Origin of the sequence: [Ruminococcus] torques ATCC 27756 (assembly GCF_000153925.1) — a bacterium.
GTDB lineage: Bacteria > Bacillota > Clostridia > Lachnospirales > Lachnospiraceae > Mediterraneibacter > Mediterraneibacter torques.
The window spans coordinates 434050-455574 of sequence record NZ_DS264345.1; the positions used below are offsets into that span (position 1 = coordinate 434050).

22 protein-coding genes are annotated in these 21525 nt (G+C 42.9%); 16 read left to right on the forward strand and 6 right to left on the reverse strand.

Features of this window, described 5'->3' with window-relative positions:
- Window positions 1–4: 4 nt before the first annotated feature.
- The 7 genes from RUMTOR_RS03300 to RUMTOR_RS03330 all read left to right on the forward strand — a co-directional run bounded on the left by RUMTOR_RS03300 (window position 5) and on the right by RUMTOR_RS03330 (window position 5932).
- Window positions 5–223 (forward strand): hypothetical protein, encoded by a 219-nt coding sequence (locus RUMTOR_RS03300; RefSeq protein WP_044997927.1) that lies wholly within the window; start codon window positions 5–7, stop codon window positions 221–223.
- Window positions 201–446, forward strand: coding sequence for a hypothetical protein (locus tag RUMTOR_RS03305; RefSeq protein ID WP_044997928.1), 246 nt, complete (start codon window positions 201–203; stop codon window positions 444–446). Before RUMTOR_RS03300 ends, RUMTOR_RS03305 begins: the two co-directional genes overlap by 23 nt.
- Window positions 418–1203 carry a phage baseplate protein gene (locus tag RUMTOR_RS03310; protein ID WP_004845672.1) on the forward strand — a complete coding sequence of 262 codons (786 nt, stop codon included), beginning with the start codon at window positions 418–420 and terminating at the stop codon, window positions 1201–1203. Before RUMTOR_RS03305 ends, RUMTOR_RS03310 begins: the two co-directional genes overlap by 29 nt.
- Before the next feature lie 66 nt (window positions 1204–1269).
- Window positions 1270–1680 carry a phage holin family protein gene (locus RUMTOR_RS03315; RefSeq protein ID WP_004845673.1) on the forward strand — a complete coding sequence of 137 codons (411 nt, stop codon included), beginning with the start codon at window positions 1270–1272 and terminating at the stop codon, window positions 1678–1680.
- A 5-nt stretch (window positions 1681–1685) separates the two neighbouring features.
- A complete protein-coding gene (locus tag RUMTOR_RS03320; protein WP_004845674.1) occupies window positions 1686–2939 on the forward strand; it encodes a glucosaminidase domain-containing protein in 1254 nt (417 codons plus the stop codon).
- 151 nt (window positions 2940–3090) lie between these two features.
- Entirely contained in the window at window positions 3091–4596 is a 1506-nt protein-coding gene (locus tag RUMTOR_RS03325; RefSeq protein WP_044997930.1) for a recombinase family protein, read from the forward strand.
- Window positions 4541–5932: a recombinase family protein gene (locus tag RUMTOR_RS03330; protein WP_004845676.1), complete on the forward strand. Its 1392-nt coding sequence runs from the start codon at window positions 4541–4543 to the stop codon at window positions 5930–5932. Before RUMTOR_RS03325 ends, RUMTOR_RS03330 begins: the two co-directional genes overlap by 56 nt.
- Here RUMTOR_RS03330 and RUMTOR_RS03335 read toward each other — a convergent pair whose 3' ends face one another.
- The 6 genes from RUMTOR_RS03335 to RUMTOR_RS03360 all read right to left on the reverse strand — a co-directional run bounded on the left by RUMTOR_RS03335 (window position 5933) and on the right by RUMTOR_RS03360 (window position 11264).
- Window positions 5933–6856, reverse strand: coding sequence for a DUF6551 family protein (locus tag RUMTOR_RS03335; RefSeq protein WP_004845677.1), 924 nt, complete (start codon window positions 6854–6856; stop codon window positions 5933–5935). It lies immediately after the preceding gene.
- A 1-nt stretch (window position 6857) separates the two neighbouring features.
- Window positions 6858–7826, reverse strand: a complete 969-nt coding sequence (locus RUMTOR_RS03340) for a ParB N-terminal domain-containing protein (RefSeq protein WP_004845678.1) — start codon at window positions 7824–7826, stop codon at window positions 6858–6860.
- Window positions 7823–8131: a hypothetical protein gene (locus RUMTOR_RS03345; RefSeq protein ID WP_004845679.1), complete on the reverse strand. Its 309-nt coding sequence runs from the start codon at window positions 8129–8131 to the stop codon at window positions 7823–7825. The genes RUMTOR_RS03340 and RUMTOR_RS03345 overlap by 4 nt, the downstream gene beginning before the upstream one ends.
- Window positions 8132–8174: 43 nt before the next feature.
- Window positions 8175–8891 (reverse strand): hypothetical protein, encoded by a 717-nt coding sequence (locus RUMTOR_RS03350; protein ID WP_004845681.1) that lies wholly within the window; start codon window positions 8889–8891, stop codon window positions 8175–8177.
- Window positions 8884–10749: a recombinase family protein gene (locus tag RUMTOR_RS03355; RefSeq protein WP_004845682.1), complete on the reverse strand. Its 1866-nt coding sequence runs from the start codon at window positions 10747–10749 to the stop codon at window positions 8884–8886. The genes RUMTOR_RS03350 and RUMTOR_RS03355 overlap by 8 nt, the downstream gene beginning before the upstream one ends.
- Before the next feature lie 137 nt (window positions 10750–10886).
- On the reverse strand, window positions 10887–11264 hold the full coding sequence (locus tag RUMTOR_RS03360) for a helix-turn-helix domain-containing protein (protein WP_004845683.1): 378 nt from the start codon (window positions 11262–11264) through the stop codon (window positions 10887–10889).
- A gap of 478 nt (window positions 11265–11742) precedes the next feature.
- Between RUMTOR_RS03360 and RUMTOR_RS03365 the strand changes: the two genes are divergently transcribed.
- The 9 genes from RUMTOR_RS03365 to grpE all read left to right on the forward strand — a co-directional run bounded on the left by RUMTOR_RS03365 (window position 11743) and on the right by grpE (window position 21518).
- On the forward strand, window positions 11743–11973 hold the full coding sequence (locus tag RUMTOR_RS03365) for a helix-turn-helix domain-containing protein (protein WP_004845685.1): 231 nt from the start codon (window positions 11743–11745) through the stop codon (window positions 11971–11973).
- A gap of 85 nt (window positions 11974–12058) precedes the next feature.
- Window positions 12059–12370 carry a hypothetical protein gene (locus RUMTOR_RS03370; RefSeq protein WP_004845686.1) on the forward strand — a complete coding sequence of 104 codons (312 nt, stop codon included), beginning with the start codon at window positions 12059–12061 and terminating at the stop codon, window positions 12368–12370.
- 97 nt (window positions 12371–12467) lie between these two features.
- The gene (locus tag RUMTOR_RS03375; RefSeq protein WP_004845687.1) at window positions 12468–13598 is read left to right on the forward strand and encodes an AlbA family DNA-binding domain-containing protein; all 1131 of its coding nucleotides are present in this window, start codon (window positions 12468–12470) and stop codon (window positions 13596–13598) included.
- 126 nt (window positions 13599–13724) lie between these two features.
- Window positions 13725–15368, forward strand: a complete 1644-nt coding sequence (locus tag RUMTOR_RS03380) for a ComEC/Rec2 family competence protein (RefSeq protein WP_004845688.1) — start codon at window positions 13725–13727, stop codon at window positions 15366–15368.
- A gap of 27 nt (window positions 15369–15395) precedes the next feature.
- Complete coding sequence (gene holA, locus RUMTOR_RS03385) at window positions 15396–16379, forward strand: DNA polymerase III subunit delta (RefSeq protein WP_004845689.1); 984 nt, start codon at window positions 15396–15398, stop codon at window positions 16377–16379.
- 61 nt (window positions 16380–16440) lie between these two features.
- Complete coding sequence (gene lepA / locus RUMTOR_RS03390) at window positions 16441–18255, forward strand: translation elongation factor 4 (RefSeq protein ID WP_009242258.1); 1815 nt, start codon at window positions 16441–16443, stop codon at window positions 18253–18255.
- A gap of 65 nt (window positions 18256–18320) precedes the next feature.
- Window positions 18321–19592, forward strand: a complete 1272-nt coding sequence (gene hemW / locus RUMTOR_RS03395) for a radical SAM family heme chaperone HemW (protein ID WP_004845691.1) — start codon at window positions 18321–18323, stop codon at window positions 19590–19592.
- A 195-nt stretch (window positions 19593–19787) separates the two neighbouring features.
- Complete coding sequence (hrcA, locus tag RUMTOR_RS03400) at window positions 19788–20837, forward strand: heat-inducible transcriptional repressor HrcA (RefSeq protein ID WP_009242257.1); 1050 nt, start codon at window positions 19788–19790, stop codon at window positions 20835–20837.
- A gap of 27 nt (window positions 20838–20864) precedes the next feature.
- Complete coding sequence (gene grpE / locus RUMTOR_RS03405) at window positions 20865–21518, forward strand: nucleotide exchange factor GrpE (protein WP_004845693.1); 654 nt, start codon at window positions 20865–20867, stop codon at window positions 21516–21518.
- Window positions 21519–21525 lie beyond the last annotated feature (7 nt).

The following is a 21525-nucleotide window of genomic DNA, read 5'->3' on the forward strand; positions in this document are numbered from 1 at the left end:
TAAAGTGGAAAAAGAAATCGAACTGGAACTTCCCCGTGGGGAAAAGCCAAAGGAAGGAAAAACAGAAATGGCAGAAAAAACAGTGGAACTGATGTCTGGCTCACCGCTTGAAATGAAGCTGGAAGAAGTTTTAGGTAAGGTTACTGCTATGGAATCAGCTATGACAAAAATGACAGCATTGTTTGAGGGAGGTGCATTTAGTGGAAAAGCAGGAAAAGAATAAAACAGAACAGAATCCCATGCCTCTTGGCATGATTCTGGATCATGCAAGGGAGGACATGACAAAATCAGTGGTTGCACTGCAGCAGAAATACGGGCTTCCGGCAAGTCTTCTTGATGTGATCCTGACAGGCGTGCTGTCAGAAGTACGGGAAATGAAGTGTATGGAGTACAGGCAGCTGAAGGAGGGAGAAAAAGATGGCAAATGTCACAACGTATCTGAATAAGATCCTGTCTGCGGTATATGGAAAAGATGTCAGGCAGAGTATTTATGATTCCATCAATGCAATCAATACACAGGTGGAAGGGTATGTATCTGCTGAGAAAAGCCGTGTGACAGCGGAAGCTAATAGAAATAGTGCTGAAAAAATCAGGGTATCAAACGAGAACGATAGGGAAGCCGCTGAAGAGGAACGTTTAACAAATGAAGCAGAAAGGCTGGAGATATATGATGATCTGTGCTCTCAGGTAGCTGATATGCTGGATGAATTGAAGAATGTGGCAGAGGGGAAAATTACATTTTCTGCGATTTATCCTGTGGGTAGCATTTATATGTCCGTGAATAATACCAGTCCGGCATCCTTGTTTGGCGGCACATGGCAGTCATGGGGAAGCGGACGTGTTCCGATTGGCGTAAACACATCGGATTCAGAATTCTCTACAGTGGAAAAAACAGGTGGAAGTAAGTATCTGCAGAGTCATACCCATACTTTTACCGGAACAGCGGTCACGGTGACAGGTGGGTCACATTCCCATACGCTTCCATATCCTGTTCCTTCAGAACCGGGTTATGATTACGAAGGAGAATCTTATAATGCTCCTTTTGGTACTTATAGTCCGCAGAGTGAACTGATAGAGGAGACAGATTCAGAAACCCACAGCCATACTTTTACGGCAAAAGGTACACTTAGTTCAACCGGAACAGGAAACGGTCAGAACCTCCCGCCTTATATCACCTGCTATATGTGGAAGCGTATTGCATAATTTTAGTAACTGGTATCTCTTAGGAGGTGCTTTTTTTATACCCAAAAATCAAAGGAGGAACTCATTATGAAGGAATTTTGGAACACGGTACAGTTTGTTTTTACAGCAGTAGGAGGATGGCTTGGATATTTCCTTGGCGGATGCGATGGTCTGATCTATGCACTGCTTGCATTCGTTGTGATCGATTATCTCACGGGAGTGATGTGTGCGGTCAGCGATAGGAAGTTATCCAGTGCAGTAGGCTTCCGTGGAATCTGCAGAAAGGTCCTGATCTTTCTGCTTGTCGGAATTGCAAACATCCTGGATGTGCAGGTGATCGGTACGGGCAGTGTGTTACGGACAGCGGTGGTCTTCTTCTATCTTTCCAATGAAGGCGTGAGCCTGTTGGAAAATGCATCGCATCTGGGACTTCCTGTGCCGGAAAAAATCAAGGAGGTTTTGGAGCAGCTCCATGACCGTTCAGAGAAAGGAGAATAACCGCTATGAACAAGAAAGAATTTATCACAGCGGTTGCAGGATATGTGGACAAGTATGCTTCAGCGTATGGCATTCTTGTCCATTCTTCTGTTATTGCACAGGCAATTTTGGAATCCGGCTGGGGGAAAAGCACCCTGGCTGCGAAATATCATAACTATTTTGGATTGAAATGCGGAACAAAGTGGAATGGTGGTTTAGTCAATCTTTCAACTAAAGAAGAATACACACCCGGAACACTGACGTCAATCCGTGACAACTTCCGTACCTATTCTTCGATGGAAGAAGGAGTAAAGGGATATTTCGAATTTATCCAGCTTTCCAGATATCAGAACCTGAAAGGCATTACGGATCCAAGGAAGTACCTGGAAACTATCAGGGAAGACGGTTTTGCGACCAGTTCTGATTATGTGAAGAACTGTATGGCTCTGGTAGAGCAGTATGAGCTGAGAAAATATGACAATGCAAAGGAGCGAGAGACTATGGCAAAAACAGCAGCAACATTGATTGCACAGGCAAAGGCATGGGTCGGATGCCGTGAGGCAGACGGATCCCATAAAAAGATCATTGATACTTATAATGTACACAGACCATTGGCAAGAAATTATTCGGTAAAATATACCGATGCGTGGTGTGCCACGTTTGTATCAGCATGTGCCATTAAGACAGGTATGACGGATATTATCCCGACAGAGTGCGGATGCGGTCAGATGATCGCCCTGTTCCAGAAGCTGGGGGAATGGGACGAAAATGATGCAAGAGTTCCAAGACCGGGGGATATTGTTTTTTATGACTGGGATGATTCCGGTAAAGGTGATAACACCGGATGGCCGGATCATGTCGGAATTGTAGAAAAGGTATCCGGAAGTACGATTACGGTAATCGAAGGAAATAAAGGAAATGCAGTAGGGCGGAGAACCCTGCAGGTAAATGGAAAATATATCCGTGGATATGGAGTACCGAAATACAACAGTGGATCTTCACAGAATACTTCTTCTGGGAATGCCAGCGGGAGCAGCAGTTCTGGCGGTATCAATAAAACACCGAAATGGGTAGGGAAGGTTACGGCTTCATCCTTAAATGTCCGCAAATGGGCAGGAAAGGAATATGGCCGGATCAAATCTTATCCATATCTGTACAGAGGGAATCTGGTAGATGTCTGTGATACCGTAAAGGCGTCAGACGGAAAAGCGTGGTATTATATCCGCATTGCAGGAAAATACTATGGATTTGTTTCTTCAGATTATATCGTGAAGGCATAGGAATATGGCTGATGGTCAGTAATGGCTGTCAGCCGTATTTTTTTCAGTTTATGCCAAGGAAAGAAAGGTGAAAGGGTATCCAAGAAAACACTTGCTATTATTGGCTTTCAGAGTGATATATAGACTACCAAAACGGAAGGAGGTATGGCTTGTGGAAATTCAGATCAGGGAAGGCAGCAGGGAGCAGAAAAGAAAATTAAAAGTCTGTGCATACTGTCGTGTATCGACAGATGCGGATGAACAGGAAAATTCGCTGGAAAATCAGGTCAGGCATTATGAGACGGTCATAAAAGCCAATCCAGATTATGAATATGCCGGAGTTTACAGTGATTTTGCCATATCGGGATTTAAAGAAAAGAGACCCGGTCTGCAGAAAATGCTTGCCGATGCAGAAAAAGGTAAGATAGACCTTATATTAACAAAATCAGTATCACGTTTTGCAAGAAACACCTCAATCGTTCTGGAAGCTACACGAAAGCTGAAAGAACTGAATGTAGGTGTTTTTTTTGAACTTCAGAATATCAATACGCTGTCAGGGGAAGGGGAGCTGATGCTTACGATCCTTGCAGCATTCGCACAGGCAGAAAGTGAAAGCGGAAGTGCTGGTGCAAAGATGGTTTACCAGCGAAAGTACGAGGCAGGAATTCCCGTACAGTACCTTGAGCGGTCTTTCGGTTATACAAAAGACGAGAGAGGAGTATTTGTTGCTGACGAAGCTGAAGCTGTATGGGTAAGAAAAATCTATAAGATGGCAGCAGAGGGATATACTCCTGCATCGATCAAACGATACCTGAATGAAAATGGGATAAAGACGGTAGGCGGTGTGCAGTGGGTAGACAGTACCGTGTTCCGTCTTCTTGAAAACGAGATTTACAAAGGCGATTACATCATGCACAAGCATTTCGTGAATGAAGAGAGAAAACTGGTCAGGAACAGGGGAGAAGTGGATGCATGGTACATCGAAGATGACCATGAAGCTATTGTTTCCCCGGAACTCTGGCAGAAAGCACAGGATGCATTGGCTGCAAAGAGGGATTATCTTGCGGAAGGCTCGGTGATAGAGGAGTTCACAGAAGAAAATTATCCTTATATGAACAAAATCTACTGTGCGAAATGCGGGTATCCCCTTTATAAACGCATTTACAGTAAGGGTAACAGGCTTAATTGGGGATGCAGCGGGACGAAGCGGTATGGAAAGAGCTTCTGTGATGGCATCAATATCCCGGATGGTGTGCTTCGGAGTGCATGGCATTTTGAAGAAAATACTTATATCGATGAGAAAGCATCAGATAAGGGCGTGAAGGAATTTACTTATTTAAAAGAGCACTCATGGAAGAGACGGCATAAGAAGAAACAGCCGTCAGCAATTCCTGAAAATACGGAAACAGAGTATCCATACAGAGAGAAGATCTTCTGTGCGTTATGCGGAAGCAGACTTGTAAGGTATGTGAATCCCCAGAACCATAAAGTCACCTGGGTATGTAACCGAAGAAAACGGAAGGGAAAAGAAGCCTGTGATGGGACAAGGGTTCCTGACACCGTCATAAAGGGATGGGGAGAAATCAAGAATGATATTTATATTCAGAGAAAGGACAATAAGAATGGCAAGAAGCGTTACAGTTATACCAGCAAGAAACCGTCAGGTATCAGGGTATAGGGCGGCACCGCAGAAGAAGATACGGGTTGCAGCCTACTGCCGTGTATCAACGGATCAGGAAGACCAGCTTCACAGTTTTGAAGCCCAGGTCGATTATTATACGAAGTACATCAATGACCATGAAAATTATGAAATGGCCGGCATCTATGCGGATGAGGGTATTTCGGGAACCAATACGAAGAAGAGGGAGCAGTTCAAACGTATGATTGCGGATTGTGGGAAGGGAAAGATCGATCTTGTCATAACAAAATCCATCAGCCGTTTTGCCAGAAATACGCAGGACTGTCTGATGTATTCCAGAAAGCTGAAGAACCTCGGAATCGGCATTATTTTCGAGAAGGAAAATATCAATACACTGGATTCTACGGGTGAGCTTTTATTTACGATCTTAAGCTCCCTTGCACAGGATGAATCGAGAAACATTTCAGAGAACTGCAAATGGGGAATCCGGACAAAGTTCAAGAACGGTGAGATGCATCTCAATACATTCAAATTCTTGGGATATGATAAGGATGAGAATGGAAAGCTCATCATCAACAGAGAACAGGCAAAGACGGTAAGACGCATTTACAGGGATTTCCTCTGGGGGCTGAATCCTGCACAGATTGCAAAAGAGTTGGAAGATGAGCAGGTGCCGGGATGCCTTGGACAGACTAAGTGGTATGCAAGCACGGTGATCGGAATCCTGAAACAAGAAAAGCACATGGGTGATGCGTTACTGCAGAAAACTTATACGGCTGATTTCCTTACCAAGCGTCAGGTAAAGAATAACGGGGAAGTCGCACAGGTCTATGTAAAGGACAGCCATAAGGGAATCATTGATAAGGAAACATGGAATGCGGTTCAGGAAGAATTTGAACGCAGGGAGAAATTCATGCAGAAGCATGGGACAGACCGCTACAGTTACGGTTCAGAATGTTATCCCTTCTGCGAAAAGATCTTCTGTGGGGAATGTGGAAGCCTTTTTACAAGACATTCCTGGAAATCAAGGGGGATCATACAATGGCAGTGCAAGAATCACCGTAAGGATGGAAAGGTTGCATGCACCAATGCTTATGTAGATAATGCGGATTTGGAAAAGGGATTTGTAAAGGCATTCAACCGATTGGTCGGTGAACGGGAAAAGCATATAGAAAGATGGAATTCCATGAAATTAGATGGGACTCCGCTTGAGAAGATAAGGGCGGGGCAGATGATGGAAGCAACCGAAAGCGGACAGCTTCAGCAGTATGTTCCTGAAGCCGCACAGCTTGTTTTGGAAGAAATAACAATATTCGGTGCAAAGAAATATGAGTTTGCATTCTTGGAAGGCAGCAGGGTAAAGGTTTCCGTATGATCATTCGGAAACCTCCTCCTCATCATCCAAGCCAAATAAGTCAAGCTGCCCGTTCTGCGGCATATCATCAGTTTCTTCTTCCTGTTCTGTTTCATCAGCTTTCTTCTGTGGGAGTTTATGCGTGTAGAGCTTATCCCACGGAAGCGGATTCCTGCATTTTTTGTTATATCCGATAAGGATTGCTTCTGCAAATCCAAGAGAGCCGGAACGCCTGTCCTTTGCAGTACGAGCCAGTTCCTTAATGGATATTCTTCCCAGTTTTTCTTTAAAAATATCATCTTTGATCGCATCGCCATAGGCATTCAGAAAACGTGCCAGCCCATTCATCATGTTTGCACTGAAGGACTGGGCAGCACCTTCCCATGTTGCGACAATCAGGCGGATCACATGATCGAGCATGTGATAGCCGTATTTGTCGTGGATGGTCTCAAGGGTAGCAACGGCACAGATACCGCCAGGAACAGAAGAAGAGGTGATGGAAAGGTCATAAGATTCTACTAGATCACGGATGATAAGCTGTTTATCATTCCCAGCCTCAATGTTTGCCATGAATATTTCATAGGGAAGCAGGGGCTTTACATACTTCATCTGATTAGCAAAAATATCGGCTTCGTGTTCGTAAACGAGGTCATCATAGACCATGCACCATACAGGAGTCTCTCTTGAACCGGAGACGAGTGCCACGATTTCAATGGTGTGCTGCCCGTTAAAGACATAGTTGATGCCGTTACGGCGGCTGACTTTTACGGGATTTATCTGGTACAGATCGAAGTTCGCAGCGGCACGCTGGACATGATTCTGTGAAAGATTTCTCTGATATTCCTGGTTGGATACAAGATTCCTGATGGGAATCTGCTCAAAGTGTACTTTTGGAACATACTGCATGAGATCAGTTTGTTCCGATATTGCTTGGTCATCTGTCATTTTAATCCTCCTCCAACTGCGTCAGCAGTCTGTTTATTTTTCGTGTAAGGTTTATGATCTGTGTCCTGACTTCTTGCCGGGCAGAAGCGGATGTGGAAGGAAAATCCGTAAGTTCCATTGTCCTTGATATGGTTTTGGACCATGAAGGAATGGTAAATTTAAGGCTTGCCAGTTCTGCATCTGGGTCAATGACGGGCATCTGTTTGATGCCAGCCTCGGCACTTTCCCTTTCACGTCTGCGCCTTCGGGAATCCGGTTTTCCTGTAGGAAGCCGCTGCCATCGCAGTTCATGCCGTAACTGCGAGTAGCCGATGCGGTCGATCGAACCGCTGTTGAGCAGTCTTTTAAGTCCATTGATATCTTCGATGGGAAGTCTTGACAGTTCTATGACATTTTCATGGGATACACGGAGACTGCCGTTTAATATTCTGGATGTTATTTCCGGTTCTTTTATGCGGAGTTCATCGAGTGCTCTTGCGTACACATCGTATTTTGTAACAGTGGAAAAGCTGAAGTTATATTCTTTTCCGATAATGGCTGCAATCTCCGTTTTCTGTACATACTTCTGGGATATCTGTCCGTCTGCGTTGAGCTGTTTCTCAGGATGATTTTTCAGAAAATCAGCACTGGCAATATTCATGTCTGCCCGGAAGCGCCTGCCAATAAGATATTTTTTGTATTCACTTGTGAGGTCCTTCCGTTTAAGCTGCTCTGTACATATGTAGGCTTCCGCTTCGTCACGGCTCTGGAAGAAGAGTCTGCGTATATTGAAGTGGATATCCCACTTCCGGCAGATGGAATAACGGAGATGTCCATCGATGAGGATATTTCCCCAGACACATATAGCTTCATCACAGCCATGATCGAAGATATCTTCTTCGAGATCTTCTATATATTTTTCTACTCTTGGCTGGATGAGCTGCAGAAATTCAGCATCGGTTTCAAAATCTGGAATCTGATGATTACTCATACGATTTCACCTATTCTGACAGATTCATCCACGAGGATACATTCCTGCATGGAAAAGCTTGCCAGTCCTTCTTTTTTATTTATTGCACCATAGATGCGGTAGGATCTGTTATTGGAAAGTTCCGCATTGGTCTGTTTTAAAGTCTGGAGCAGTTCACGGCTGTATAATTCGTAACTGTTTCGAATGTCGGAATAGCATGCCCTGACATGGTGGGCAAGGTAATCCTGACGGACGCTTTTCCTGACGGCAATCATATGGGTGTCGGGATTTACCAGAAGCTGGATATATTCTGGATCACCGAGCATATGAAGAGTATGTTTGTGTATTCGGATGCGGTTTTTCTTTAAGTCAATGCATAGGATTGGCTGTGAAGAGGGATGATTGTTCATAGTGTGTTTCCTCCTTTTGTGGTTCGGCTGGATTTTTGGGTTCTTCTGGCGGTGTGTTCTCTGAAATTCCAAAGACAGCATAGCCGTCAAACATATTGATCTGTAAGTTGCTCTGGTGTTCCTCAACCGGCACACCGAATTGGTTCTGCCATTCCGCTGGATATGTAGGTGTCCGGGATGTCTTTATCTTTCCATCGTCTTTTGCTGTACGCACATATATTTCGGGCGTGGTAAGGTCAAAGACGAATAAGAGTTCATTATCAGACCGTATCAGTTTGCCGAGCAGTTTATAACGGTAACTGGAATTCCATCCCATCAAGGTTATTACCTTGGCAAAAAAGATCCGGCATGTGATCTGCCTTGGGGAACGCTTCTTTGTAGCAGAGCACCATCGGAAGGAGTCTTTTTCATCTTCCTGGCATGGGCGGACGGCAAGTTTCTTTTCATCCGGGTTCACAAGGATCTGTACAAAATCTGTCTTAGGCAGCTTTTTGATGCATGCAGTATTTACGGATACTTTGTTGGCATTAAATGTAAAGGATGGTTCATAGGTGTGGGCGAAGAATTCTCCACGCACTACCTGATAACCCTCATAGCTGAAGGCATCGTCCTCGATGATCTGTAAGTCCCTTGAAGAGGACTGGATTAAGGTTTCATTGTTTGGCTGTTCATTCATTACGGTTCTCCTTCATGTCAGACATGAGTTGTTCTATGCTTTTTTCTACTTCATCAGGACTGGTCACCTGTATGTCTGAATCTTTGTATGCAACTGCTTCGTTGGAAAGGGTGTTCTGGTCATTGAATCTGGCAAATTCCTGTGCCTGTGCATGGCAGTAGTAGTTGCTGCCGAAAGTGTCAGCCCAGTCAGGCGGATAGGCACGGACATTTTTTTTGAGATTGTCAGTAAATGGTTTTACGTCCGTTGGTGCATCTGGTAGCTGCTGTTCATCGATCACATCATTTGGAATAAAAATTTCAGTTTCTTCCAGATTGAAGATAAGGACAGCATCCGATCCGTTTCCACGCTTGATTCCTGTTATGCGGTATCTGCAGTCTGCGTTCCAACCGAGAAGTGCATAGATGGTAGGCATAAAAGCTGTACCGCTGATTGCCCTTGGGGTAGAAATATTCCCTCGCTTTTTTGCCCACTGCATGGCGTTTCGATGCGTTTGTGGGACGATCCTTACGGCAAAGAGATGTTTGTTCGGATGGATCAGAAGTTCTACCAGTGTGCTGTTCAGTTTTCTAACGGCAGTGGTTGAAAATTTAATATCATTAAGACTGAATGTCACGATAATGCGATCAGTGCTGTCAAAAAACTGTGAGCGTGCAATTTCATAACCACGCAGGTCAAAGTCCCCAGACTGCACTTTCACGGGTGACGAGGGTGGGAGAAACTGTTCTGTACCGCCATATACACTTAGGGAAGCATTGATATAATCATCCTCTTTAAAGCCGGCCCATCGTGGATTAATGGATACAAAGCCTTTCAATACTCCATCTGGCAGGACCTTTAACTCCGGCAGTATTCCCTTATTTCCATACTTGGCATTGCTGATGAGCCGTTGTACGGCAATGAAATCGTCACGGGACACAATTGCTTCATGGTGATTACGTTTCCTGTATTGCGGGCGGTTCTGCATGTTCTTTTTTGATTTGTGATTCAGGTAATTTGGAGTATAAGTCTTTCGGGCAAGAACATCACCGCAGTGTCGTTCATTCTGCAATATCTGAAGGATTGAGCCGGGAGACCATACGGTATTCCCTTTTTTAGTTTCACACTCCAGTTCCGTCAGGGTATCAGCGATTTCCTGACAGGTGCAGCCGTTTAAGTACATCATAAATATGAGACGTACAATCTTTGCTTCCGCTTCATTGATTACAAGGTTTCCATCTTCATCATGGTCATAGCCGAGAAGCGTGGGAGTGAGGAATATCCCCCTTCGAAACCGCATCTCAATGGAAGCATTCATAATCTCACTCTTGGTATGGCTTTCTTCCTGTGCGAGGGTAGCCATGAAGGAAAGTACCATTTCGCTTTTCGGATCAAAGGTATTCAATCGCTCTGTCTCGAAAAAGACACCGACCGGATGCGGGAGAGCCAGCAGTTCACGGACATATCCGATGCAGTCTACAACATTCCTGGCGAAACGGGACACGCTCTTTGTAACGATAAGATCGATTTCTCCTTTTTTACAGTCTTCAATCATCTGTTTGAACTGATCACGATGCTGCAGAGAAGTGCCGGATATGCCTTCATCCGCATAGATCTGTACAAGTTTCCAATTCGGACTTTTGCTGATGACATCGTGGTAGTGGTTTTTCTGTAACTCATAAGAAGATGTCTGTCTTGGATCGTCTGTGGATACTCTTGCGTAGACGGCTACCCGCTGTTCATTTTCAACAGCGAATATATCTTCCTGTGGAAGTGCCGGAATTACATCAAGTTCATCAATGCTGACTCCTTTATATCGTTCCCTGATTTTGTTTTTCTGATCCGCAATGGAGCCGGATTTCTGTTCGTTTTCTCTCATGTCTTACCACCTTTTTCTTATGATGTGGTTTATTATAAAATTTTCATAAGAAAATAAAATAGACCATACGGACAGGCATATCCGCATAGTCTATTCCAAAGCAATTTTTTATGTGTGAAAATAGTGTGCCGCAGCATCTATGCTTCGTCAGCCGAAATATGCCATCCGTTTTTATGCATGCTATCAATGCTTGCTTTTACCATTTCATAAATGAAGCGTTTCTCATTTTCTGTGCATTCAGCCATCAGCAGATCTAGGTCAGTTTGGTAAGCGGTAGGGTTGTGGAGCTGTACTCCAGCGAGCAGCTCATCGACCGTTATTCCCAGGGCATTTACAATCCGGATAATGGACTCAAGACTGGCCTTACGTTTGGCATTTTCAATATGGCTTATGTAGGAGATGGAGAGTTCCGTTTCCTCTGCAAGCTGTGCCTGTGAAAAATTGTTCTGTTCCCTGACTTCCTTAATGCGGTATCCTATCTGTTTATGATTTACAGATGCAAGTGATTCATTCATAATGTTACCTCCTGTTTCTTTTTCTTACGCAAATAGATTATCCGTCAGCGAGTGGTAAAAGGTTATGTAATTTAATAAAGTAGAGTGGAGTATTGCCGGATAACAAGGTGTCAATATATGTAGACATTTGTCGAACGATTTTGATTGATGGGCAGTATAAAAGATGCTATGCTGATGATGGAACTGATAATATGGAAGTGAAAGAAACAAGGAAAAACAAGGAATTATAAGAAATACATATTGAACTGCGGTGTGCTGCTGTTCATATTTTTTTACCCTTATAGTAAAGTGTAATGGAGTAAATTACTAAAGAAATATGGTTCTAATATTTATTCTGGTTTGCGGTTAAAATAAATGTATCGCAGAGCAGAAGAGAGGTGTAATTTACTTGCGTACAGAGGACTATATCCCGAAAAGGGTAAAAGAATTATGCAGCAAGCATAAGGTTTCCAAGTACCGACTCGCACAGCTCACTGATATGTCACAGACCGCTTTAGGGAATATAATCAAGAAAGAGAGCATTCCAACGATACCGACTTTGGAAAGAATCTGTGATGCATTCGGAATTTCACTAGCACAGTTTTTTGCCGGGGACGGCATGAGACCAGATCTGACAGATGAGCAGGAAGAGATATTGGAAACATGGGATAACCTAAATGCTGATGAGCGGAGAATTTTAATGAACTTCGTGAGATCTTTGAAGAAATAGGGGAAGCAGTTCAATTGTATCTGATTGATTGTTTCCCCTTTTTCTATGCGCTTTCCACGGCAGAAGAAAGCAGTGAGGATACAGAATGAGTGTAAAAGATGAGGAGTTCAAAACAAAAATCTACGATCTGATGAATGGAAGCTACAATCTTGAGGAATATCCGGTTGCAGAAAGTAGCCTGGTAAAAGACGAATTTGCAGAAGGGGAATACTGTGAAAAATTATATTCGCAGATGCTGGAAGCCTATGAGAGGGTATGCAGAAGACTTGGAAAGCTAGGCACAGAAGATGAAGATGTGGAGATTATCATATCGAACCTCATGAGCATAGGCAGACATCAAAGTATGAAGATGTTTGACTATGGGGTGCTTTTTACAGAAAGAGAAAATAAACAGTAATGTAACTGTAAAATGGTGTGGCTGTGATTGGATGGCTGCACCATTTTTTGATATAATCGAATGTAATCAAATGTTGACGAAGGGAGATAAAAAGTAGATGAACGGAATGAATGATTTGCCACTGGATAGAATAGTTGAGATTTTGGCTGTTAAAGGGCGTGAAGGCGAATATTGGGACTATAAGCAGGAGTGGCATGAGAATATGGCAGATTTGTTAAAAGATATTATTTGTTTTGCCAATACTCCACATGATGCAAACTGTTATCTTCTCTTTGGGATTGATGATGACGGACATATTGTTGGAATGAAAAAGAATAGACGTAAACAGGCAGATATTTTAGAAGCAATGGATAATCTTTGGTTTATCGGGGACGTTAGACCTGAAATTTCTGTGGAAACTGTTGTGGTAAATGAAATAGAGGTGGATGTTCTTACTGTATATGATACGCAGAAGACACCTATATATTTAAAAAGAAACTATGGAGAAATGCTTGCCGGATGCATTTATATGAGAAATGGGGATAAAAACACTCCGAATAGAGGAATGGCAAGTATTGATGATGTAGAAAAACTCTGGAAAAAACGGTTTGGTTTATTGCAGACACCATTGGAGTATATTATCGGAAGACTGCAGTACCAGACAGAGTGGAAGCAGCAGGATCATATTTATTACAATATGTATAGACCTGAATATCAGTTGAAAATACTAAAGGGTGACGAAGACTATTTAATTCCGGAATTTTATGCTTATACGATGTCAAATAAAAGTACATCGTATGAAATGCTTCAGATTATTGCTGGAGACACGATATTAGAAGAATATCAAATTGTAGTATTGGACAGTGGAAGATATAAAACTCCAGTACCAGAATGGGGATTTGCAGGATACGACAGGTATAGAATTGATCATAAATTCACATATAAGTATTTTGTAAAAGGAAGTACGGAATATAGATTGCAACAGTTCTTTTTGGACGGTGAAAATGAAGAAGCAATATATGCTAATCGTAGACTGATGGAAGTGGTTTTACTTTATGAAACCGAAGATGAAAAGTCTGCGTTTGAAGCATATATTGAGGATAACCAAGAAGAAATAATGGAAAGAATTAGTAAAAAGGATAGGTATTCATATATTCAAGCTACAAATGAACTGGATACTAAAGAATGCATAAAAAGGCTTAATACAGGATTAGTTTTAAATGAAATGCTGCGTGAGTGGCGGAAATAGAGAATATCCCAGGGGAGCATATCCCACAAGGGGTTATCCCCCAAAAGGGTGTGGGTGAATATCTCTTTTTAATAAGAAGTTATGCCATCTATAAATGACAGGGGAAAACCCTAGACGGGGCTTCATATGTCCTTTATCGGAAGCGGTCTTTATGGATTTCTGAGAAAAAGAGGAGTGGGATTTCCGGTGTCAGGAGCTGTCGGAACGATTGTTTTGCTTTTTTATACAGTAATGACCGGAGCGAGTATTTCAGCTTTAAGAGCGCTTATTATGTTTTCCGTTCGGATGGGCGCTGAAGTGACAGGAAGAGATTATGACCTTCCCACAAGTCTTGCTGTGGCAGCGGCGCTGCTTAGTGCAAAAGATCCTCTCTGTCTGTCAGATGCAGGATTTTTGTTTTCTTTTGGATCACTTTGCGGAATTTGTATGCTGACGCCTTTGTTTGAATGTTTGTTCGGGTGTGGTACGGAGAAAAAGAATATATGGACGCATATGGGGAAAGCGGTGAGCGCAAGTTTGGCAGTGAATCTGTTTTTGCTTGGTCCTATGCTGTACTTTTATTTTGAAATCCCGCCGTACTCGGTTTTTTTAAATTTGTTTGTGATCCCGGCTCTCCCGGTTATTATGGGAACGGGGCTGTCGGGTTCTGTGATGATCCTGCTTGTAAAACCGATCGGTATTATTTTGCTGAAAAGTTCCGGCGTGATACTTTGGGCGTATGATCGATTGTGCTCTGCGGCAGTTATGCTTCCGTTCGGGCGGATAACGGCAGGAAAACCGAGCGTACAATTACTTGTCGCTTATTATGTGATATTGTTCGCGTTATATGGAATGTATCGGCGTTTTCCAAAGAAAATATGGGGGTATATGCTTTTTGTTTCGGCGGCGTTTTTGATTGTTTTATGCGGAGCAAAAACCCGGGATATTGAAGGAATAAAAATAACAGTGCTGGATGTGGGGCAAGGTGATGGCATTGTTCTTTCGGGAAAAGGGAAAAACTATTTGATAGACGGGGGCAGCAGTGATGTAAAACAGGCAGGCGCTCAACGGATCGAACCGTATTTGTTGTCGGAGGGCATCGGATGCCTTGATTATGTATTTGTGACTCACGGAGATGAGGATCATATCAGTGGAATAAGAGAACTTCTGGAAGGGCAGAAGCTGGGAGTTCGTATTGACACGCTTGTGCTTCCTCCCGAAGAATATCATGATGAAAAGTTGGCAGATCTGGCGCGCATAGCGGTAGAAAACGGAACGCGTGTCGTTTCTGTGAAAACAGGAGCAAATATATATGGAAGAGGAGAAAGGCAGACAGAAAAAAACGATTCAAAAGAAGTGATGCGGTTGAGATGTATCGGCCCGCTTACGGACATACCGCAGGGGCTGACAAAACCAAAGGCGGGAAATGAGGCGTCTCTTGTGCTTGAGTTTTCTTATGGGAATTTCGATATGCTTTTTACCGGGGATGTGGAAGGTGCGGGAGAGGAACTTCTTGTTAAAAGCGATGTTTTGAGAAAATATGAAATTTTAAAATGTGCCCATCATGGATCGAAAAACTCGGGTACAGCTGCATTTCTTGAGAAGACAGATCCAAGAGCGGCTATCATCTCGGCAGGAATTGATAATCGGTACGGACATCCGCATGAAGAGACGTTAAATAGGTTGAAAAAGAGAAAAGTGAAAACATATAATACTCAGACAGACGGGGCTGTCACAATAAAGTCTGACGGAATACAGATTAGTATTGAGAGTTTTCTCTTGTCAAAATGATTGTTTTTCCTTTATAATACAAGAGTTATGAAAAGCTTAAATGAAGATTTGAAAACGGGACAATTTAAACAGATTTATCTTCTGTACGGAGAAGAGTCATATTTGAAGCGACAGTATAGGGAACGGCTTGTCAGAGCGATGATTCCGGAAGGCGATACGATGAATTATGCCGTCTATGAAGGAAAGAACATAGATATAAAAGAGGTAATCGATCTGGCGGAGACATTGCCGTTTTTTGCATCGCGCCGTCTTATTGTGTTTGAAGATACAGGCTTTTTTAAAAATGCAGGAACAGATCTGGCAGATTATATTACGGACATCCCGCCTACTACTTATTTTTTATTTATAGAAAAAGAGGTAGATAAGCGAAACAGGCTGTATAAAGCGGTAAAGGCAAAAGGTCATATTGTCGAGTTGACGGTTCAGGATGAAAATACGCTGCGGCGCTGGGTGCTTGGTCTTGTAAAGAAAGAAAAAAAGCAGATGGAAGGCGCAGATGCGGCATATTTTCTGAATAAGGTCGGCACGGATATGGAGAATATCACACAAGAACTGGAAAAACTGTTTTGTTATACGATCGGAAAAGATCGGATTACAAGAGACGATATTGATCAGATCTGTGTCACTCAGATTACGAACCATATATTTGAGATGGTCAATGCGGTTGCAGGAAAAGACCAGAAGAGGGCGTTGGATCTTTATTATGAGCTACTTGCCCTGAAAGAACCGCCGATGCGTATTCTGTTTTTGATGACGAGAGAATACCGCCTTTTATTTCATGTCAAAGGTCTGATGGCGAATGGATACGGGAAGAAGGAAATCGCTTCAAAGGCAGGGATCCATCCGTTTGCTGCGGGAAGGTATATGGATGCGGCGAAACGATATGAACTCGGAGAGCTGAGAACTGTTATGGAAGAAGGGGCGCAGTTAGAGCAAAATGTTAAGACCGGACTTATGACAGATACTTTGGCTGTGGAACTTTTTATTGTGAAGAATTCGGGAAAGCAGTGAAGTTTATCACAAAATCAAATACAGAAATCATATAAAATATGCAAATAATGGAGGAATGAAATTGTCAGTTATAGATCAGAGTAAAATAAGAAATTTTTGTATTATCGCGCATATCGATCACGGAAAATCTACGTTAGCAGACAGGATTATTGAACAGACAGGCCTCTTGACGAGCAGAGAGATGCAGTCTCAGGTGCTTGACAACATGGAGCTTGAAAGAGAACGCGGAATTACGATTAAAGCACAGACGGTTCGTACCGTATATAAGGCAGACGACGGGGAGGAATATATGTTTAACCTGATCGATACGCCGGGACATGTAGACTTTAATTACGAAGTTTCAAGAAGTCTGGCTGCGTGTGACGGAGCGATTTTAGTAGTTGACGCAGCTCAGGGAGTAGAAGCACAGACATTGGCGAATGTATATCTTGCGTTGGATCATGACCTTGATGTGATCCCGGTGATCAATAAGATCGATCTTCCGAGTGCAGATCCGGAGAGGGTGAAAGAAGAAATTGAGGATGTGATCGGTATTGAAGCGGAAGATGCCCCGCTTATTTCAGCTAAGACAGGACAAAATATCCATGACGTATTGGAGCAGATCGTGAAAAAAGTTCCTGCGCCTCAGGGAGATCCAAAGGCTCCGTTAAAAGCGCTGATCTTTGACTCCGTCTATGATTCTTACAAAGGGGTCATTGTATTTTGCAGGATAAAGGAAGGAACGGTGAAGAAAGGAACTCCGATGCTTATGATGGCGACAGGCGCTCAGGCAGATGTTGTGGAAGTCGGAACTTTCGGAGCGGGAAGATTTATACCATGTGAAGAGTTGAGCGCCGGAATGGTCGGATATATTACTGCCAGCCTGAAGAATGTAAAAGAGACGCGGGTGGGCGATACAGTGACTGATGCGTCAAGACCGTGTGACTCGCCTTTGCCGGGATATAAAAAAGTAAATCCGATGGTATACTGCGGACTTTATCCGGCAGACGGAGCAAAGTATCCGGATCTTCGAGACGCTCTTGAAAAATTACAGCTCAACGATGCGGCGCTGCAATTTGAAGCGGAAACATCGGTCGCTCTTGGGTTTGGATTCCGCTGCGGATTTCTCGGACTTCTTCACCTTGAGATTATCCAGGAACGTTTGGAGAGGGAATATAATTTGGATCTCGTAACAACGGCGCCGAGTGTAATTTACAAAATCCATAAAACAAACGGAGAAGTGATCGATCTGACAAATCCGACGAATATGCCGGATCCGGCGGAGATTGATTATATGGAAGAACCTATGGTAAAAGCGGAGATCATGGTTACATCGGAATATATCGGTGCGATCATGGATCTTTGTCAGGAACGCAGAGGCATTTATCAGGGAATGGAATATATCGAGGAAAAACGTGCCGTATTGAATTATCATCTTCCGCTGAATGAAATCATCTATGACTTTTTCGATGCATTGAAGTCAAGATCAAGAGGATATGCGTCATTTGATTATGAGATGATGGGATATCAGAAATCTGAACTTGTGAAGCTTGATATTCTTATTAATAAAGAAGAAGTGGATGCATTGTCGTTTATTGTATTTGCAGGAAGCGCTTATGACCGCGGAAGAAAAATGTGCGCGAAATTAAAAGAAGAAATTCCGAGACAGCTTTTTGAGATTCCGATACAGGCGGCAGTCGGAAGTAAGATCATCGCTCGTGAAACAGTAAAGGCAATGAGAAAAGATGTGTTGGCAAAATGTTATGGCGGTGATATTTCACGTAAGAGAAAACTGCTTGAAAAGCAGAAAGAGGGAAAGAAAAGAATGCGTCAGGTCGGCAGCGTAGAGATACCGCAGAAAGCATTTATGAGCGTACTGAAGTTGGATGACGAGTGATTTTTGTTGTCGATGTATAAGTGAAAAAGTGATGTTTAAAACATCTTAAAGAGGTAAAGGAAAATATGAAAAAAGAACTGGAACTGTATGTGCATATTCCTTTTTGCGTAAAGAAATGTGCGTATTGTGATTTCCTTTCGTTTTCTGCAAAGCAAGAGGAGGTTTCTGCTTATGTGGAAGCTCTTGCGGAGGAGATAAAAGGAAAAAAAGAACAGTTTTCGGATTATTGCGTGACAACGATTTTTTTAGGCGGTGGAACTCCTTCTATATTAGAGGGAGTATACACTGCCTCTATTTTTCGTGCTTTGCGGGAAAGTTTCGATATTGCGGAGAATGCGGAAATAACGATGGAAGTAAATCCCGGAACTGTGTCGGAAGAAAAGATAAACATGTGGAAAACATGCGGAGTGAACCGGTTAAGTATCGGTCTTCAATCGGTCGATGACGGAGAACTGAAAATGCTTGGACGTATCCATACATATGATGAATTTCTCACTACATGGAAGATGGTAAGAAAAGCAGGATTTCATAACGTTAATATCGATTTGATCTCGGCGATTCCCGGGCAGACAAAAAAGAGCTGGGAAACAACGCTTCGCACAGTTGCGCAGTTACAGCCGGAACATATTTCCGCATATAGTTTAATTATAGAAGAAGGAACTGTTTTCGGTACGATTTACGGGGAGGATGGGGAGCGGATATGCCAAAAAGAACTGTTGTCCCGCGAGAGTAGTATGCCGGAAGTATCAGATAAAGACGGTAATATAAGAAAAGACAGACAGATACTTCCGCTTCCCGATGAAGATACAGAACGGGCGATTTATGAAATAACAGAGAAGATCCTTCGGGAATACGGGTATGAGAGATATGAGATTTCAAATTATGCAAAACCGGGATATGAGTGCAGGCATAATTTAGGGTATTGGGAGCGAAGAGAATATCTCGGACTGGGACTGGGGGCGTCCTCTCTGATTGCCGAACACCGATTCTGCAATACAGATAAAATGGATGTTTATATAAGACTGAATAAGACTGTAGATCCGGACGGCAAAAAAGAAGAGAGTAAAAAAGCGGTATGGGAAAAAGCAGAAGAAGTAAGTGTACTGTCAGTGCAAGAGCAAATGGAAGAATTCATGTTTCTCGGACTGCGGAAAACAGATGGAGTGTCGGAAAAAAGTTTTTTTGAAACATTCGGGGTGCAAATAGATACGGTTTACGGAGAAACGATCGGAAAACTTGAAAAAGAACGTCTTTTGATAAAAGAAAAAGGGCAGATCCGCCTGACAGAGCGGGGAGTTGATATAAGCAACTATGTAATGAGTGAGTTTTTGTTTTGAAAAAGCGGATGCTGTGATTCTGCCTCTTTCGGATAATAGGAAATTCAGATAGAAGACATCGTTTCGGATGTACAGAAATAAATAAAAAAATAATAAACACTGTTGACAAAAGGAAAATGCAGTGCTATCTTAATATACGAAAGGTGTTAGCACTCGAAAGAAAAGAGTGCTAATAGCGAGAGAGGAGGAAAAGCTGTGGCGGTCGATACGTCGTTAAGTGAAAGAAAACTTACTATATTAAAAGCGATCATACAGAATTACCTTGAGACCGGAGAACCGGTTGGCTCGCGGACACTTTCTAAATATACAGATCTGAATTTAAGTTCCGCGACGATCAGGAACGAGATGGCAGATCTTGAAGATCTCGGTTATATTTTTCAGCCGCATACGTCGGCGGGAAGGATTCCTTCGGATAAAGGATATCGGCTTTATGTTGATATGCTGATGGAAGAAAAAGAACAAGAGATTGCAAAAAGAGAAAGCGCGATGTTGGAGAAAACCGATAAGGTTGAGAAAGTATTACAGCAGGCAGCAAGAGTTTTGGCGACGAATACGAATTATGCGACGATGGTATCGTCTCCGATTAACAATCGGAATACGCTGAAATTTATTCAGCTTTCTCAAGTTGATGCAGAACAGATCGTAGCGGTTATCGTACTTGGCGGTAATGTAATCAAGAATAAGATCATCGAAGTAGGGGAAATGTTAAGTAATGAGAATCTTCTGAAGTTAAATATGCTTCTTAATACTACATTGAACGGACTTCCGATCGATCAGATCACACTTGGATTGATCGCAAGGCTGAAAGAGCAGGCAGGCATTCACAGTGAGGTTGTCGCTCATGTACTGGATGCGGTGGCAGAGACGATCCATGTAGAAGAAGATATGAAGATTTATACAAGCGGAGCTACGAACATCTTTAAGTATCCGGAGTTGAGCGATAAGCAAAGCGCACAGGAGATCATCAGTGCATTTGAAGAGAAGCAGCAGCTCGCCGATCTTGTGACAGAGACACTGGCAAGTGAGGATAGTCACGGAATACAGGTTTATATCGGAGATGAGACTCCGGTTAAAACAATGAAGGACTGCAGTGTCGTGACAGCGACGTATGAACTTGGCGAAGGCATGAAAGGAACGATCGGCATTATCGGACCGAAACGGATGGATTATGAACATGTCATGAAGACGCTGAAAATTCTGCAGGGAGAGTTGGATGCGATTTATAATAAAGATCCAAAAGGATAGAAAGGTGGAAAGCCGGTGGGTGACAAGATGAGCAAAGAAGATATGATAAAAGAAGCTGTCGAGGAAGCAAAGGCAGAAGCGGCAAAGATGGAAGACGAAGCGGCTGCAGATGAGCAGGACGAGGCGGCAGAGACGAAAGGATCTGTTGAGGAGGAAGCTTCAAAAGAGACGGAAGAGTCTCAGGATACAAAAGATACAGAATCAAAAGAAAAGAAAAAGTTTTTCGCAAAGAAAGAAAAAAAAGATAAAAAAGACGAGAAGATTGAAGAATTGACTGATCGTCTCACCCGTCAAATGGCAGAGTTTGATAACTTCCGCAAGCGTACAGAGAGAGAAAAATCTCAAATGTATGAAATCGGAGCGAAAGATATCATAGAAAAAATTCTTCCGGTTATCGATAATTTTGAACGTGGTCTTGCAGCCGTGCCGGAGGAAAGTAAGGAAGATCCTTTTGTAGAAGGAATGGAAAAAATCTACAAACAGATCATGACGACTTTGGAAGGGGTCGGTGTAAAACCGATCGAAGCGGTAGGCCAGGAATTTAATCCTGATTTCCATAATGCGGTTATGCATGTGGAAGATGAGGAAGCGGGTGAAAACATCATCACGGAAGAATTTCAAAAAGGCTATATGTATCATGACAGCGTCGTAAGACACAGTATGGTAAAAGTAGCAAATTAGTAGAAAA